Origin of the sequence: Rhizobium sp. BE258 (assembly GCF_031457345.1) — a bacterium.
Classification (GTDB): domain Bacteria; phylum Pseudomonadota; class Alphaproteobacteria; order Rhizobiales; family Rhizobiaceae; genus Rhizobium.
Genome location: NZ_JAVDWL010000003.1, coordinates 530,811 through 546,852, shown reverse-complemented (window position 1 = coordinate 546,852; position 16,042 = coordinate 530,811). Strand labels below are relative to the sequence as shown.

Sequence of the window (16,042 nt, the reverse complement as noted above, 5' to 3'; positions counted from 1 at the left end):
TCGCCTGGCGCTATTCCTTGAGATCATGATCACAGGACCCAGAATATCCGTTCTCGACGCGGTTTCCGACCCGGGCAATCCCGCAAAGGCAAACGAAGACCGCTTCGGTCACAACGAGGCCTGCGCCTTCGTCATCGACGGCGCAACGGGTCTCGGCGATCGCCAATATATCGATGCTGACGGCAGTGATGCCGCGTGGATCGCCGCACGCTTCGCGGATGGTTTCCAACGCGACATTACCCGCAAGACGGCAATCCCGGATATCGCCCGCGCTGTATCCAAGGAAGCCCGCAAGGACTTCGCCGGCAGCCACCCGGGCGTCCCCCGCTATGCCTGGCCGCTCTCGGCCTTCGCCATGATTCATGCGACGGATGATGCCTTCGACTTCTATGGTCTCGGCGACTCCTGCGTATTCCTGCTTCAAGACGACGGCTCGGCAAGCCTCCACACGGCGATACCGGGTGCCTATGCGCGCGAGCAGGAGCACGCGCGCAGCCACATCGCCCGCACCGGCGGCATCAACAAGGGCGGCGGCGCGCTCGGGGACACCGAGACGCTCGCCGCACTTCGGCGGCACCGCGAAAGCCAGAACACCCCGGGCGGCATCTGGACGCTCGGCCTCGTTCTTGAGGCAGCCGACCATCTTGTCCATGAGCGGCTAAGGGTCAAAACCCGGGCGCACGCCGTCATCTGCAGCGACGGCCTGGCCGACCTCGTCGTCCTCTACGCGCGCTACGACGCCGCAAGTCTTGTGCGGACGGCGCTCGACAAGGGACTGCGCCCGATGATCGAAGAACTCCGCCAATTGGAACGGGAGATCGATCCCGAAGGACTGCGCTATCCCCGCTTCAAGCAGAGCGACGATACAACGGCGATACTGGCAGAGCTCAGCGCCTAGCCGCGCTACATTCCCTACCAGAGCCGCGCCAGCCACCGGCTGTGACCTGATAGCTCGTCGAAAACCGTGTCCGCGGAGACAAGCGGAAGCCCCTCGGCCATAGCCGTCGCGGCGATCAGCCGATCGAAAGGATCGCGATGCTGCCAATCCATCGTCGAGGCATCCAGGCAGATTTCAGGCGTCAGAGAGGCACTGCTGCCGCCCTGGCGTTCGAGGATATCGGCCAGCTTCAGAACATGGGGTTCCATCTCCGGCCATTTGCCGATCCGCACCTTCTGACCGATTTCAAACAGGGAAATCGGCGAGACGAAGACTGCGTCCGCCTGGCCGATGACATGGATGGCCTTCCGGCTCAGCCGGTCGTCGCCGGTCAACGACCAGGCCCAGGCATGGGTATCGAGCAGGACAGCGGTCAATTGCCGCCTTCCCAATCCGCGAGGGTGGCCTCATCAAGCGGCTCGAAGAAATCCGGACCGCCGCCGGTGATCTCGCCTTTCAGCAGACCGATCTGAAATGTGTTTTGCGGGATCGGCACAAGCTTGACCGCGGGCTTCTGGCCCTTGGCGATAACCACCTCTTCGCCCGACAAGGCGGCGTCGATAAGTTTCGAGAGATTGGTCTTCGCGGCATGGACGGTCACGCGCATCGCACAGTTCCCTAGCTAACTTAGCTAAGATACGCGAAACTGCAGCAATTTTCCAGAGCACTGATGCGTGGTAGCCCAAAACAGCATCATTTCAAAACGATAAGGGCGGAAAGTGAATCACTTTCCGCCCTTCTTGATTCAATCTCTGAACCTGCCGCCCTGAGATCAGGCCGCGTCTTCGATCTCGTCGCTGACCTTGGCAGGCACATAGTTCAGCACCGGGCCGAGCCAGCGTTCAACCTCGGTGACCTCCATGCCTTTGCGGGCGGCGTAGTCTTCCACCTGATCCCGCTCCACCTTGGCGACGCCGAAATAGTAGGAGTCGGGGTGGCCAATATAGATGCCCGATACCGAAGAACCCGGCCACATCGCGTAGCTTTCCGTCAGCGTCACGCCCGCGGTCTTCTCAGCGTCGAGCAGTTCGAACAGCGTCTTCTTCTCGGTATGATCGGGCTGCGCTGGATAGCCGGGCGCCGGGCGGATGCCGGCATATTGCTCGGTGATCAGCTCGTCGTTGGAGAGCGTCTCGTCCTTGGCGTAGCCCCAGTACTCGCGGCGAACCTGCTCATGCATGCGCTCGGCAAAGGCTTCCGCGAAGCGGTCTGCCAGCGCCTTGACGAGGATCGACGAGTAGTCGTCGTTCGCCCGCTCGAAACGCTCGGCGATCGCCACTTCCTCGATACCGGCGGTCACGACGAAGCCGCCGACATATTCCTCGATACCGGTTGCTTCGGGCGCGACGAAATCCGACAGCGCCACATTCGGACGGCCGTCCCGCTTCGACAGCTGCTGACGCAGCGTGTAGAAGGTCGCGAGCTCTTGCTTGCGGTCCTCGCCGGTGAAGAGACGGATATCGTCGCCGACGGCATTTGCCGGCCAGAAGCCGATCACCGCGCGCGGCCGGAACCATTTCTCGTCGATGATCTTCTTCAGCATCGCCTGCGCATCGTTCCAGAGAGCCCGTGCCGCCTCGCCCTGCTTCTCGTCCTCGAGAATCGCAGGATAGCGGCCGCGCAGTTCCCAGGTCTGGAAGAACGGCGTCCAGTCGATATAGCGGGCGATATCGGCGAGATCGTAGTCTTCGAAAACCTTGGTTCCCAGGAAGCTCGGCCTGGTCGGCTTGTAACCGGTCCAGTCGACCTTGTGAGCATTTTCACGGGCACGCGAAAGCGGCAGGCGCACCTTCTCGGCTTCGCTGCGCGCATGCGCGGCTGCGACCTTGGCATATTCGGTGCGGATATCGGCGACATAGCCGTCCCGGTTGTCAGGTGACAACAGCGACGACACCACGCCGACTGCGCGGCTGGCATCCGTCACGTAGATCGCCTGGCCCTTGTTGTAGCCCGGATGGATCTTCACCGCGGTGTGCACACGGCTCGTCGTCGCGCCGCCGATCAGCAGCGGGATCTCGAAACCTTGGCGCTCCATTTCGGCCGCGACATGCACCATCTCGTCGAGTGACGGTGTGATCAGGCCGGAGAGGCCGATGACATCGACCTTCTCGGCAACCGCCGTCTCCAGGATCTTCGTTGCCGGCACCATGACGCCGAGATCGATGATCTCGTAATTGTTGCAGGCGAGCACGACTCCGACGATGTTCTTGCCGATATCGTGCACGTCGCCCTTGACTGTTGCCATCAGGATCTTGCCGGCAGACTTCTGCTCGCTGCCGCCATTCAGCCGCTTCTCTTCCTCCATGAAGGGAAGCAGAACGGCGACCGCCTGCTTCATGACACGGGCGGACTTGACTACCTGCGGCAGGAACATCTTGCCCGAGCCGAAGAGATCGCCGACGACATTCATCCCGGCCATCAGCGGGCCCTCGATGACATGCAGCGGACGCGCAGCCTTTAGTCGCGCCTCTTCCGTATCGGCCTCGATATATTCGGTAATGCCGTTGACCAGCGAATGCTCGAGACGCTTCTCGACCGGCCATTCACGCCAGGAGAGATCCTGCACGCGGCCTTCGCGCGCGGCCCCGCCCCGGAACTTCTCAGCCACCTCAAGCAGGCGCTCGGTGCTGTCAGACCGGCGGTTCAGCACCACGTCTTCGCAGGCTTCGCGCAGCTCGGCATCGATGTTGTCATAGACGGCCAGCTGACCGGCATTGACGATACCCATGTCCATGCCCGCCTGGATGGCGTGGTAGAGGAACACGGCATGCATCGCCTCGCGCACCGGCTCGTTGCCGCGGAACGAGAAGGACAGGTTGGAGACGCCGCCCGAAATATGCACCAGCGGCATTTCCTTGCGGATCGTCCGTGTCGCCTCGATGAAATCGACGCCGTAATTGTTGTGCTCTTCGATACCGGTCGCGACAGCGAAGATGTTCGGATCGAAGATGATGTCCTCGGGCGAGAGCCCCGCCTCTTCGGTCAGCAGCTTGTAGGCGCGTCGGCAGATTTCGACCTTGCGATCGTAGCTATCGGCCTGCCCCGTTTCGTCGAAAGCCATGACGACGACGGCAGCGCCGTAGCGATGCAGCAGCTTTGCCTGCGCCAGAAAATTCTCTTCGCCTTCCTTCAGCGAGATCGAGTTGACGATCGGCTTGCCCTGAACGCATTTCAGGCCCGACTCGATGATCTGGAACTTCGAACTATCGATCATCACCGGCACGCGGGCGATATCCGGCTCGGCGGCGATCAGGTTCAGGAACTCGACCATCGCCTTCTCGGAATCGATCAGGCCTTCGTCCATGTTGATGTCGATGACCTGCGCGCCATTCTCCACCTGGTCGCGCGCCACGTCGAGCGCTGCGGTGTAATCGGCATTGGTGATCAGCTTGCGGAACTTGGCAGAACCCGTGACGTTGGTGCGCTCGCCGACATTGACGAACGGAATGTCCTTGGTGAGCTCGAAGGGCTCGAGGCCCGACAGCGACATGAAGGGGCGATGTTCCGGGATCGGCCGCGGCTTGTACTTGGCAACCGTCTCGGCGATGACGCGGATATGCTCCGGCGTCGAGCCGCAGCAGCCGCCGACGATATTGACCAGGCCCTCGCGGGCGAAGCCCTCGATCTGCGCTGCCATCAGCTCCGGCGTTTCGTCATACTGGCCGAATTCGTTCGGCAGGCCGGCATTCGGATAGGCGCAGATGAAGGTATCGGCAACGCCCGACAGCTCCTGCAGATGCGGGCGCATCGCATTGGCGCCGAGTGCGCAGTTGAGACCGATGGTGAATGGATTGGCGTGGCGCACCGAGTTCCAGAAGGCCGACGGTGTCTGGCCCGACAGCGTACGGCCGGAAAGGTCGGTGATCGTGCCGGAGATCATGACGGGCAGACGAATGCCCTTGGCCTCGAAACGCTCTTCGCAGGCAAAGATCGCCGCCTTGGCATTCAGCGTGTCGAAGATCGTCTCGATCAGGATGATGTCGGCGCCGCCGTCGATCAATCCGTCGATCTGTTCGCCATAGGCGATTCGCAGATCGTCGAAGGAAACGGCGCGGTAGCCTGGATTGTTGACGTCGGGCGAAATCGAGGCGGTGCGGTTGGTCGGGCCGATGGCACCGGCCACGAAACGGCGGCGTCCGTCTTCGCGCTCGGCGCGGATGGCCGCGCGACGGACGATCTCGGCACCTTCCTTGTTCAGCGCGTAGACCTCGCCTTCCATCTCGTAATCGGCCTGTGCGATGCGGGTCGAGGAGAAGGTGTTGGTTTCGAGAATGTCGGCGCCGGCCTTGGCATATTTGTAATGGATCTCTTCGATCGCATCCGGCTGGCTGAGGATCAGCAGGTCGTTATTGCCCTTCTGGTGGCAGGCGCAGCCGATGAACCGGTCGCCGCGGAACTGGTCCTCGTCATAGCCGAGCCCCTGGATCTGCGTGCCCATGGCGCCGTCGAGAACGAGTATGCGTTCGCTGGCAGCTTTCTTCAGCGCTGCGAACACTTCACTGCCGTCGCGTTTTACCCCATCGGGGCCAAAAAGATTGTCGAACACGGGCGGACTCCTTGACGTCGCTAAGAACAGGGCGATCAAATCACATAAAGATATCTTTATGTCAATATATGCAGCGCGATTCCGCCATTTGCAAGCCCCGGCGGATGACAGACTCGGCGGACCCCTATATAGGCGTTCCGCAAAGCTTTGTGCACGAATTCGGAGGAGTAGCATGGCACTCGCAAATGGCGGCACCGCCCTCGGTAATTGGACGAACCGGGCCTATCACCGGAACTGGCTTCTCGCCCAGGCAAACGGCCTTTTCGACTTCTTCCAGCACAATTCCATCAATCCAAAGGGCGGCTTCTACGATCTCGATGATCAGGGCAAGCCGCTGGATGCCGAAGGACAGGTGCGCAGCATCCACATCGCCGCCCGCTCGGTGCATTGCTTCACCCTCGGCGCGCTACTCGGCCGTCCAGGCGCATCCGATGCCGTCGACCACGGCATGGATTATCTCTGGAACCACCACCGCGACCGCAAGAACGGCGGCTATTTCTGGTCGCTCGACAACAATGGCCCTGTCGATTCCAACAAGCAGGGCTATGGCCACGCCTTCGTGCTGCTCGCCGCCTCCTCTGCCAAGACGATCGGCCATCCGCTCGCCGACGGCATGATCGCCGATATCACCGAGGTACTGAACACCCGCTTCTGGGAAGCCAAGCACGGCGCCATCGCCGAAGAGTTCACAGCCGACTGGCAGCCGCTCGATGGCGGCAACTACCGCGGCCAGAATTCCAACATGCACCTGACCGAAGCGCTGATGGCGGCTTTCGAGGCAACCGGCGACCGCGAATACCTGACCAAGGCCGAAAGCATCGCCGATCTCGTCATCCGCCGCGCTGCCGGTTCCGTCGGCTGGCGCGTTGCCGAGCATTTCGGCGCCGATTGGCAGCTCGACAAGAATTACTACCACCCGAACGAGATGTTCCGCCCTGCCGGCACCACGCCCGGCCATTCGCTGGAATGGTGCCGCCTCATCCTGCAGCTCTGGGTGCTCGGCGGCAAGAAGCAGGACTGGATGCCGGAAGCCGCACGCGGCCTGTTCTCACAGTCGATCGCACTCGGCTGGGACAATGACAAGGGCGGCTTCTTCTATACGCTCGACTGGGACGACAAGCCCGCCAAGCGCAATAAGCTCTGGTGGCCGGTCTGCGAAGCGGCCGCTGCGGCGCACTTCCTCAACGAGCATCAGCCGAGCGATTTCCACGAGGAAAGCTACCGCAAGGTCTGGAACCTCATCGAGCGCCGCTTCATCGACCACAAGAACGGCGGCTGGCACGAAGAACTGACGGAAGACCTCGTGCCCTCGCACAGCCTCTTCCCCGGCAAGGGCGATATCTACCACGCCCTGCAGGCCTGCCTGATCCCGCTCTTCCCGGCAACCGGCAGCATCACCAAGGGCATCATCGAGGCCGGCGGCAAGATTTGAACGGCATCTGCCATTCCCGCTCCGGTGGGAATGGCTTTCCGGCCTCAGGCAAGCCGCAGCGAATCCAGGTCCTTGGCGAGCATCAGCGCCAGCGCCTCGACCGCGAGATTATGGTCGTCGCGCTGCGGCAGGCCGGAAACGGTCACCGCGCCGATGCAGCCCGTGCCCTTCACATTGATCGGGAAGCTGCCGCCATGCGCGGCATAATCGGCGCTCGAAAGCCCGTTGGTCTCGATCGTCTTGCCGTCCGATTTCAGCTTCAGGCCAGAGGCATAACTGCTCTTCGAATAGCGGAAGACCATATTGCGTTTGCGCCTCACCCACTGGACGTTGTCAGGGGTGACGCCCGGCAGCGCCGCATAGAACACCGGCATGGAATGCAGCGACACATCGATCGCCACGCCGAGGCCACGCTCTGTCGCCAGCTCCTGCAGGAGCTTGCCGAGCTGCCAGGCAGTCGTCAGGTCGAAACTGTCGAAGGCCAGCACCTTTTCCTGCTCGGCAATGCGAACCAGATCGTCCTCGATGGTCATGACAAGCAATCCTCTTCCGAAACAAGCAATCGGAAGAGAACATCCGCAGGCCGCGGAAAAAAGTAAAGCGAAATCGTAGTGATAGCTGTTGGTGCGGCACGGGCGATAGTGGCTGGCGCGGCATCAGCCGCTGCCACATGGAAGCCCTTCGTCAATGCGGCATCGTTGCAAGCGCCCCGATGATCTCTTCCGGCCGCATCGGCTCGCTGGCGCGCAGCTTCACCTTGCCGTCGCGGTCGATCAGGATCAGCCCGAACTCGCCCGGCTGCGGACCATCGAGATCCTCGCGCAGTTCGTCGGCATCGAGATCGTGCGGATCGTCGAACAGCGGAAACACCCCGCCGCCGGCGACATTGAAAACCTCGATGCCCTCCTCGATGAAGCGCATATGCGCCTTGCGCAGCAGGTCGTCCTGCCTGCTGGCGCGGTCGTCCTCGGCATCGGCAAACACCAGGAGAACGCGTTTCTTGCCGGCGAACTGCCTGAGGCATCGCGGCGCCGGCAGTTTATGCGGCGCCGTTCCCATGATTTCACGTACGAATGATTTCAGCATGATGCCCGTCCTTCCTATCACCATCAACGGCTGGAAGCGTGAGCGGTTCCCGTTTCAGGGATGGGATCGCCGCGTGGCAGCGATCCCGAGCCTTGTGAGGCTATTCGCAGGATTCGCGCGCTGCGCGTCCCTCGATGGCGACGACATCGGTCACGCCATTGGCGAGAAGCCGTTTACGGACGAGAACGCGCATGACGCGCGCCGCCGTCGAAAATGTCATCTGGTCGAGCGGCCCCTCGCCTTCCCAAGGCTTGGTGAGCCGTTCGGTGACGGCGCCGACGATATTTCGCGGCACGATGTCATCGCATTCGCGCATGGCTTCGAACACCATGCTGATCGGCAGGACCTTCCCTTCGAAGGTCACGATCGGTTCCGTGAGTTCCGTATCCCATTCTTCGAAGGCATAGAGCGCCTCGCGAAAGAGTTCCTGAAGGGTGAACGGGGCGTGTCCGTTGTGAAGTGGCGGCAAGGCATTCGTCATGTCTGTCTCCTCTTGGCAGGGATGAAGCCATTTCCTCCTCATCGGCCGGGTATAATGCGGAAAACAGAACTCGGGTTCCCTCGCACGGCCGAATAACACGATCGATTTTATAGTGTAACAGTCGCGTGATAAAGCTATTTATGCCCGGGGCTCTCTGCAAGCGCCTGCCGGAAACAGACAAGCCGTTGATATCGCTCAGGATACCAACGGCCATTTTTTGACATCGGAAAGCGATGTTAGCGCTTACTGCTCGAGCGCGAAGGTGACGCTGACACTGACATTATAGGTATTTTCGCCACCCTGAACCGGCACCGAGGAATCGGCCGCTTCCTTCATCATTGCCGCGCGATAGACCGGCTGCGGCATCGGCCGGCCGCTGTTTTCCGTGATTTCGATGATCCGGCCGAGCTTCACACCAGCCGCCTGCGTCAGCGTCTTCGCCTTCTTCAGCGCCGAGGCGACAGCATCCTTGCGCGCCTCATCGATCACGCCCTCGGGCTTGTCGTTGGTGAAGGAGATATCGCCGCCCTGATTGATGCCGAGCGTCACCGACTGGTCGATGATGGCACCGAGTTTCGAAAGATCGCGAACCCGCACCGTGATGCCGTTCGACACCTGGTAGCCGATCAACTCCGCCTGCTTCGGCTGGCCGTCGCTGCTCTGCGGATAGTTATATTGCGGCTGCACCGAAAAGCCCGATGTCTGCAGGTCCTTCTCGGCGATCCCGCCCTTCTTCAAGGCGGTAAGCACGTCTGTCATCGCCTTGTTGTTCTCGTCGAGCGCCTCGCGCGCCGTCTTCGCCTGTTTGACGACCGAGAGATTGATAACCGCCATGTCGGGCGCCACCGAAGACTGCCCATCCCCCGACACGGTGATAACAGCCTCGCGCGGCTTTGAATCATCGGCCAGAGCCGCCGCCGTCACCGGCAAAACGGCCGCCGCCGTCATCAAAAGGCCGAGCACAAGCTTTGTGGAATTCCGCAGCGCCATGATTCACTCCTTGGTTGTCGCTACCCCTTTTCCTTCTTTGGCGTTTGATTGTGAAGCTATTGCGGCAACGTCTTGTCGCTGCATCCGAATTACGCTAGAGCGAAACCGCTGCGGGGAACCATTGCCCCAAAGCAGCGCAGACACCTGCGCCAGGGCCTGTAGCTCAATGGTTAGAGCCGGCGGCTCATAACCGCTTGGTTGGGGGTTCGAGTCCCTCCGGGCCCACCATTCAAAAAATTATCCAATAAAATCAATGACTTAACTTTGTCAAAATCACTCAAAAAGAGTGATTTTGGGCGGTTTTGCGGGTACTTTTGCGACCATATACCCAGCCAAAAATGTCCAAAATGCCCGCACCACAACTTTGGCTTAATATAAAACGGCGCTGTGGTTCGGCTATTGCTGTGAGCAACAAATATGTATTTCATTTACTTGGCTAATCGATGTACAACCGATTCGCACTTCGCGTATCGCTTCAATAAGTTGTGCAAGCGGTTGGGGATTCGAGTCCCAAACGTTGCGGGTTCGGGTCCCGCGATACTCTCAATTTTCTATTTACACCCAAAGATACCGGCTTTGCTGCCTGACTTGGGTGTTGCTGGCCATGATGGTGCTACATGAGATGCATTCCTGAAAATCTCACCCTGCTTCACAGCGGCGAAGAAGACCTTCGAGCAAAGTCTATCGCGCTTATTGAGGCCAGCGAGGACATGTCGCTACACGTCTCGATGATCGAAACCTGCATGGACATGATGCAATACGTTCGCACGAATACGCCCGAAATGAGTGAGGACCAGGTGATCGTGGCGCTCATCGGTGCCAGCGTGTTCAATTCAATGGCGTCGGCATTCAAGTTGCTGCTCGGAGGCTACTACCAGTCGTCCGGACTGCAGATTCGCTTCATCATGGAGAGCGGTTGGCTGCTCGATTATCTGAGGACCGATCCGAGATTGGTCCAAGAGTGGAAGGCAACCCCAGAGGACAAGCGGCAGAGCGTGTTCCGGCCCGGCAAAATCCGCGACCAACTGGATAAGCGCGATGGGTTCACGGAGAAGAAGCGGGAAGCACACTATAAGCGGCTCTGTGTTTTATGCGGCCACCCAACCTTTGCTGGCTTCGCCATGCTGCGTCCTGAGCCGAATGCTGACGCCTACATGGGGCCGTTTCTCGTACCGGACCTGCTAGAAGGATGCATTCAGGAACTGGTGCAGGTTTCGATTACAGCATGGCAGTCGTTTATGCGCTTCTTCCCGCCGAAAACTCTCTCCGATTATCGAGCCCGAATTCATTATATCGAGAAGCAAAATGACTGGTTCAAACACGTCTTTGGCAAGCCCCATGATATGACCGCCGTGGACGAACTCAAAAAGCTGATCGTGCAACTGGAGCAGCAGTCGATCTAACCCTTGATATGGTTGGTATGTGAAATAGGGGTATATATGCGGGTATCGGGATTTTAGGAAACTTAAGTACCTGAATACATGCATTTTTCATGTTCATCCGGGCCCACCATGTTCTCTCTTTTCCGTTGTCCCAGTAAGAAGGTCGATGACAAGGCCGTCACCGCGGCGACGGACGGCCAGGGAAGCCTTCGACGAATTTCTGGCGACGATTGCCCGGGATGGCATCGCCTCGTTCGTCGAGGATAACGACATCTCGGTGCATTGAAGCCCGCCGCACTTTTCTTCGGCAGGCGCCCACTCCCGCCTTGCGCCGCAGGCAAGATGCTATAAATCCTGCCTGAGAACGCGACTGCCATTAACTTTAGAATGGGGTCGGGCGGCCGATTGACGTCACGCTGCTGCCACGAGATCACGTGGCCGTTCTTCAGCCCCTCAATAGCCCGCCAGCAAATTCTGCCCGAAATCCGGCTCGACGCCGAGCAACGGTGCCGTCCGCGCGATGATGTCGTGCACCATCGGGGCGGCCGTTTCGGCGGCGAGGTTCAGGTTGTGCACCCCCGTCAGCGGCTGGTCGATGAAAGAAAGTACGACATATTTCGGGTTGCTCATCGGGAAGGCGGCGAGGAAAGAGTTGAAGCTCAGCTTGTGCGAATAGACGCCGTTGATGACCTTGTTGGCCGTCCCCGTCTTGCCGCCCACATGAAAGCCCGGAACATCGGCAGCCCTGCCGGTGCCCTGCTCACCGTTCAGACGGAACAGGTAGCGGATCGTGTCGCTGGTGCTCTTCTTGACCACCTGCGTTTCGGTCTTTTCCGCCTCCTCCTGCGTGCGCGGGAAGAAGGTCGGCTCGATCAGCTTGCCGTCGTCGATCAGCGCTGCACCCGCGACCGCCGTCTGCATCGGCGTCGTCGCAACCCCATGGCCGAAAGCGATGGTGATCGAATTGATCTTCTTCCAGACCTTCGGCTGGCTCGGCGCCTTCACTTCGGGCAGTTCGGTCTGCATCCGTGACAAGAGGCCGAAGCGGGTCAGGTAGTCTTTCTGGATATCCATGCCGACCTTGTCCATCATCCGGGCGGTGCCGATGTTGGACGAGTAGCGGAAGATTTCGGGGATCGACAGCACGCGGCGCGGCACGTCGCGGTCGTCATGGATGGTGAAGCCGCCATAATGCAGTGGCGCGCTGGCATCGAAACTGTCGCTGAGCTTCACCGTTCCGGTGTCGATTGCCATGGCGATCGAGAAGGTCTTAAACACCGAGCCCATCTCGTCGGTGCCGTTGCTCATGCGGTTCAGCCAGCCCTCGCCGCCGGTCGCCTTCGGATCGTTCGGATCGAAATCCGGCGCCGAGGCCATGGCGATCACCTCGCCCGTATGGATATCGAGGATTACGGCGCCTGCCGCCTTGCTCTGATAGGTGGTCAGCGCGTCGGAAACGACGTCATGGACGATGTTCTGGGCGCGGATATCGATCGACAGCTTCACCGGCTCCAAGCTGTTGTCGCTGGCAAGCCCGGTCGAGGCGAGGTCCGACATTCCCTGGTTATCGAGATACTTCTCCATGCCGGCAACGCCGTGGTTGTCGATATCGACATAGCCCAGAATATGCGCGGCCGTGCGCCCCGCCGGATAGAAGCGCTTCACCTCGGGCCGGAAGCCGATCGCCGGCAGACCGAGCGCCAGAACCTCGCTCTGCTGCTTCGGCGTCAGCTGGCGGCGCAGCCAGGTGAAATGCGATTTGCGGTCGGAGAGCCGCTGATAGAGCGACTTGCGATCGAGATCGGGAAAGACCTGCGTCAGCTTCTCCACCGCCTCGTCGGCATCGACGACATGGATCGGCTCGGCAAACATCGAGACTGTGCGCACGTCGGTCGCCAGCACCTGCCCGTTGCGGTCGACGATATCGGGGCGCGAGGCGACGATGGCGTTCGGCGGAATGCTCGACGTCTCGTCGTCGGTCAGCATCGCGTAATAGACGAGCTTTCCCGACATGGTCGAAAAGACGAGCAGCAGCGCACCCGCGAGCGTGAAGATACGCGATCGCGTCTGCTTGTCCCGGCGATGGCTGGCTCCGCGGCTGTTGGCGCGGGATCCGGAGCCGAACGTCAGTCTGACGACCCGGCCACTTCTGGAGGTAACGGCATGAATAATAGACATGGGCTATGCACATTGCGGAGGATGAAGCCGGCGCGCCTCTTTCCGCACATGAGACCAGCTAGCGCCGGTAAGGCTAACAGACCCTTAATCCGTATTATGGATTGTCATATTTCAACCGCCTGCTACCGCCAGAGGCCGCAGACGCGCAGCACGATCACGAGAACGTGATCGCCTTGCCGGTTCAGAACAGCTTGCCGCGCGGGCTTGCATGGTGCTCGGCGATGACAGCATCGCTGCCGTCGATCTCCTGCAGCAGCACATCATAGCCCCAGAGATCGGCGAGGTGCTGGAGGACGAGCTTGGTGTCGTTCTCCTGCAGCATCCAGTCGTTGGTGACCTTGTGCTGGACCAGCAGGCGCCGGTCGCCGGCCAGATCGACGTCGACGATCTCGATGCCGGGATCCGTCCAGCCGATATCATATTCGCGGGAGAGCTGGCGGCGAATGCGGCGGTAACCGCGTTCATCGTGGATCGCCGAGACCAGTATCCCCTCCTCCTGCTCTGGATCGTCGTACAGATGGAAGAGCCGGAGCTGGCGGATCAGATTGGGGCTGAGGAACTGGCTGACGAAGCTCTCGTCGCGGTAATCGGCCCAGATACCGCGCAGCACGCCCATGACGTCGCCGCGCCCGGCAATATCGGGGAACCAGGCGCGATCCTCCTCTGTCGGACTGGTAACGATCCGCTCGATGTCCTGCATCATCGCAAAGCCGAGCGCATAGGGGTTGAAGCCCGAGAAGCGGCGGTCGTCATAGGTCGGCTGGAACACCACGTTGGCGTGGGATTTCAGGAACTCGAGATAATTTCCGTCCGACAGCTGCCCCTTCTCGTGCAGCCGGTTCATGATCCGGTAGTGCACATAGGTGGCGGTTCCCTCGTTCATCACCTTGGTCTGGCGCTGCGGGTGGAAATATTGCGCCACGTGGCGGACGATGCGCAGGATCTCGCGCTGCCAGGGTTTCAGCCGCGGGGCTGATTTTTCGAGGAAATAAAGGAGATTGTCCTGCGGCAGGCCAAGGGCGGCCCGCCGGCGCTCGAGATCGACATTGGCGGCCGTTGCCGTCTTGCCTGCCGGTACCGTGCGCCAGAGATCGTTGAAGATCTGCTCTTCGTGACGCCGGCGCTCCTCCTCGCGCTTCTGCTCCTCGCGCAGGTTAAGCTTCACCTTGCCGGCATGCCGGTGCACGCCATGCGACATCAGCGCGTGTGCTGCATCGAGCGTCCGCTCGACGGCGATCTCGCCATAGCGCTCCTCGCAGCGGGCGATATAGCCCTTGGCGAAATCGAGATAATCGAGAATGCCCTCGGCATCCGTCCAGAGCTTGAAGAGATAGTTGTTTTTGAAGAAGTGGTTATGGCCGAAGGCGGCATGGGCGATGACCAGCGTCTGCATCGTCGCCGTGTTCTCCTCCATCAGGTAGGAGATGCAGGGAGACGAATTGATGACGATCTCATAGGCGAGATCCCGCATGCCGCGCCGGTAGAAAGCCTCGTGATGGGCAAAATGCTTGCCGAACGACCAGTGGCGGTAGAAGAGCGGCATGCCGGTCGAGGAATAGGCGTCCAGCATCTGTTCCGAGGTGATCACCTCGATTTGGTTGGGATAGACGTCGAGGCCGAGCTCCTTGAGCGCGATCTCCTCGCAGGCATCGTGAATGCGTTGCAGCGTCGGGAAGTCCCAGTCCGATCCGTCGAAAAGCAGCCTTTCCTTCACCGCAGCCGTCATGGCGCCACCCTTTCGCCCTCGCGTTTCTGGAAGAGATCGTGGAAGACGGGGAAGATCTCGTTCTTCCGGCAGACCTTGCGCATCGACAGCGGCAGCGCCTCGGCGCGGATACTGTCGTAAAGCTGCCAGAGAGGCGAACGCGACACCGAGGAGTCACCGCTTTCCTCATCGACCTCGATATAGGCGAAGTACTGGCAGAGCGGCAGAATCTCGTGGCGTAGCAGCTGCCCAGTGGTCGAACCATCCGAATAGGAGTTGTCGCCGTCGGACGCCTGGGCGGCATAGATGTTCCATTCGGCCGGATCGAAGCGGGCGGCAATGATCTGGCGCATGCAGGCGAGCGCGCTGGAGACCAGCGTGCCGCCAGTCGCGGGACCATAGAAGAAGGTCTGTTCGTCTACCTCCTCAGCCCGGTCCGTATGACGGATGAAGACGATCTCCACCTTCTTGTAGCGCTGCGACAGGAACAGATAGAGCAGCAGATAGAAGCGCTTGGCGAGATCCTTCATATGTTCCGACATCGAACCTGAGACGTCCATCAGGCAGAACATCACGGCTTTCGCGACAGGCTTCGGCTCGTCCTCGAAGCGGCGGTAGCGCACGTCGAGCGGATCGATATAGGGAATGCGCTTGCTCTTTTCGGTGAGCGACTTCAGCTCGGCCGTCAGCGCGATCTTCTTCTCCTCGTCGTCGGTCTCCTCGATCTCCCGCTTCAGCGCCTCGATCTCGTCGGTGCGCGGACGCTTCAGCGCGATGCGGCGCATCATGGCAAGCCGCGTGGTGCGCCCGACAGCGATGTTGGATGGAGAGCCCGAGACGGAGAACCCCGCCCGCGCCGGGCTGAATTCCTCAGTCTCGCTGAGGCGGCGCTTGGCGAGATCGGGAAGCTCGAGATCATCGAGGAAGACGTCGAGGAACTCCTCGCGGGTCAACACGAAACGGAAACTGTCTTCCGCTTCGCCCTCGCCCGCTTCCTTCGGCTTTCCGCCGCCGCGGCCGGGCGGCCGCGGAATGATGTCGCCTTCGACGAAGGCTCTGTTGCCGGGCAGCACCTGATCGCTGATGCCGCCCTCGCCGCGCCGGAAGCTCGGCTCGGTCATCCCGTCGATGGGCAGGCTGATCTCGCCGCCATCGAGCACATCACGGATGCTCCGGTTCTGCAGCGAGCGTTTTACCGCTTGCTGCACGGCGCTCTTGGCACGCCGCAGGAACCGTTGACGATTTTCCAGACTTTTACCGCGCGGATTCAGCCGGCGGTCGACGATGTGCATGTTGGCTCCAGTT

13 protein-coding genes and 1 tRNA gene are annotated in these 16,042 nt (G+C 60.6%); 4 read left to right on the top strand and 10 right to left on the bottom strand.

Annotation, left to right across the window (positions count from 1 at the left end):
- The first annotated feature begins 25 nt into the window (after positions 1–25).
- The gene (locus J2X43_RS13215) at positions 26–898 is read left to right on the top strand and encodes a protein phosphatase 2C domain-containing protein (RefSeq protein WP_310294553.1); all 873 of its coding nucleotides are present in this window, start codon (positions 26–28) and stop codon (positions 896–898) included.
- Between the two features lie 14 nt (positions 899–912).
- On the opposite strand, the gene J2X43_RS13210 is transcribed toward J2X43_RS13215, so the two are convergent.
- The 3 genes from J2X43_RS13210 to metH form a co-directional block, all read right to left on the bottom strand.
- Complete coding sequence (locus J2X43_RS13210) at positions 913–1,314, bottom strand: type II toxin-antitoxin system VapC family toxin (protein WP_310294551.1); 402 nt, start codon at positions 1,312–1,314, stop codon at positions 913–915.
- On the bottom strand, positions 1,311–1,544 hold the full coding sequence (locus tag J2X43_RS13205; protein ID WP_310294549.1) for a type II toxin-antitoxin system prevent-host-death family antitoxin: 234 nt from the start codon (positions 1,542–1,544) through the stop codon (positions 1,311–1,313). Before J2X43_RS13205 ends, J2X43_RS13210 begins: the two co-directional genes overlap by 4 nt.
- A gap of 165 nt (positions 1,545–1,709) precedes the next feature.
- Positions 1,710–5,483: a methionine synthase gene (gene metH, locus J2X43_RS13200; protein ID WP_310294547.1), complete on the bottom strand. Its 3,774-nt coding sequence runs from the start codon at positions 5,481–5,483 to the stop codon at positions 1,710–1,712.
- Positions 5,484–5,655: 172 nt separating this feature from the next.
- Between metH and J2X43_RS13195 the strand changes: the two genes are divergently transcribed.
- Complete coding sequence (locus J2X43_RS13195; RefSeq protein WP_310294545.1) at positions 5,656–6,915, top strand: AGE family epimerase/isomerase; 1,260 nt, start codon at positions 5,656–5,658, stop codon at positions 6,913–6,915.
- A 44-nt stretch (positions 6,916–6,959) separates the two neighbouring features.
- Here J2X43_RS13195 and J2X43_RS13190 read toward each other — a convergent pair whose 3' ends face one another.
- From J2X43_RS13190 to J2X43_RS13175, 4 genes are all read right to left on the bottom strand, one after another.
- Entirely contained in the window at positions 6,960–7,448 is a 489-nt protein-coding gene (locus J2X43_RS13190) for a heme-degrading domain-containing protein (RefSeq protein ID WP_112538008.1), read from the bottom strand.
- Positions 7,449–7,599: 151 nt separating this feature from the next.
- The gene (locus tag J2X43_RS13185; RefSeq protein ID WP_310294543.1) at positions 7,600–8,001 is read right to left on the bottom strand and encodes a DUF4174 domain-containing protein; all 402 of its coding nucleotides are present in this window, start codon (positions 7,999–8,001) and stop codon (positions 7,600–7,602) included.
- A 100-nt stretch (positions 8,002–8,101) separates the two neighbouring features.
- Positions 8,102–8,482 (bottom strand): hypothetical protein, encoded by a 381-nt coding sequence (locus J2X43_RS13180; RefSeq protein ID WP_112386932.1) that lies wholly within the window; start codon positions 8,480–8,482, stop codon positions 8,102–8,104.
- A gap of 243 nt (positions 8,483–8,725) precedes the next feature.
- Positions 8,726–9,472, bottom strand: a complete 747-nt coding sequence (locus J2X43_RS13175) for an SIMPL domain-containing protein (protein ID WP_405049588.1) — start codon at positions 9,470–9,472, stop codon at positions 8,726–8,728.
- Positions 9,473–9,624: 152 nt separating this feature from the next.
- On the opposite strand from J2X43_RS13175, the gene J2X43_RS13170 reads away from it, so the two are divergent.
- Together J2X43_RS13170 and J2X43_RS13165 are read left to right on the top strand one after the other, a co-directional pair.
- Positions 9,625–9,700, top strand: a tRNA-Ile gene (locus tag J2X43_RS13170).
- Positions 9,701–10,089: 389 nt separating this feature from the next.
- Positions 10,090–10,875 (top strand): hypothetical protein, encoded by a 786-nt coding sequence (locus J2X43_RS13165; protein ID WP_310294541.1) that lies wholly within the window; start codon positions 10,090–10,092, stop codon positions 10,873–10,875.
- Positions 10,876–11,307: 432 nt separating this feature from the next.
- On the opposite strand, the gene J2X43_RS13160 is transcribed toward J2X43_RS13165, so the two are convergent.
- The 3 genes from J2X43_RS13160 to J2X43_RS13150 all read right to left on the bottom strand — a co-directional run bounded on the left by J2X43_RS13160 (position 11,308) and on the right by J2X43_RS13150 (position 16,029).
- Positions 11,308–13,032, bottom strand: a complete 1,725-nt coding sequence (locus J2X43_RS13160) for a penicillin-binding protein 2 (RefSeq protein WP_310294539.1) — start codon at positions 13,030–13,032, stop codon at positions 11,308–11,310.
- 181 nt (positions 13,033–13,213) lie between these two features.
- Positions 13,214–14,758, bottom strand: coding sequence for a SpoVR family protein (locus tag J2X43_RS13155; protein ID WP_310294538.1), 1,545 nt, complete (start codon positions 14,756–14,758; stop codon positions 13,214–13,216).
- Positions 14,755–16,029, bottom strand: coding sequence for a YeaH/YhbH family protein (locus tag J2X43_RS13150; RefSeq protein WP_310294536.1), 1,275 nt, complete (start codon positions 16,027–16,029; stop codon positions 14,755–14,757). The genes J2X43_RS13155 and J2X43_RS13150 overlap by 4 nt, the downstream gene beginning before the upstream one ends.
- Between the last annotated feature and the right edge of the window lie 13 nt (positions 16,030–16,042).

Coding starts and splice junctions, on each gene's coding strand:
- J2X43_RS13215 (WP_310294553.1), top strand. CDS start 26: ATGATCACAGGACCCAGAATATCCGTTCTCGACGCGGTTTCCGACCCG.
- J2X43_RS13205 (WP_310294549.1), bottom strand. CDS start 1,544: ATGCGCGTGACCGTCCATGCCGCGAAGACCAATCTCTCGAAACTTATC.
- J2X43_RS13195 (WP_310294545.1), top strand. CDS start 5,656: ATGGCACTCGCAAATGGCGGCACCGCCCTCGGTAATTGGACGAACCGG.
- J2X43_RS13190 (WP_112538008.1), bottom strand. CDS start 7,448: ATGACCATCGAGGACGATCTGGTTCGCATTGCCGAGCAGGAAAAGGTG.
- J2X43_RS13185 (WP_310294543.1), bottom strand. CDS start 8,001: ATGCTGAAATCATTCGTACGTGAAATCATGGGAACGGCGCCGCATAAA.
- J2X43_RS13180 (WP_112386932.1), bottom strand. CDS start 8,482: ATGACGAATGCCTTGCCGCCACTTCACAACGGACACGCCCCGTTCACC.
- J2X43_RS13175 (WP_405049588.1), bottom strand. CDS start 9,472: ATGGCGCTGCGGAATTCCACAAAGCTTGTGCTCGGCCTTTTGATGACG.
- J2X43_RS13165 (WP_310294541.1), top strand. CDS start 10,090: ATGAGATGCATTCCTGAAAATCTCACCCTGCTTCACAGCGGCGAAGAA.
- J2X43_RS13160 (WP_310294539.1), bottom strand. CDS start 13,032: ATGTCTATTATTCATGCCGTTACCTCCAGAAGTGGCCGGGTCGTCAGA.
- J2X43_RS13155 (WP_310294538.1), bottom strand. CDS start 14,758: ATGACGGCTGCGGTGAAGGAAAGGCTGCTTTTCGACGGATCGGACTGG.
- J2X43_RS13150 (WP_310294536.1), bottom strand. CDS start 16,029: ATGCACATCGTCGACCGCCGGCTGAATCCGCGCGGTAAAAGTCTGGAA.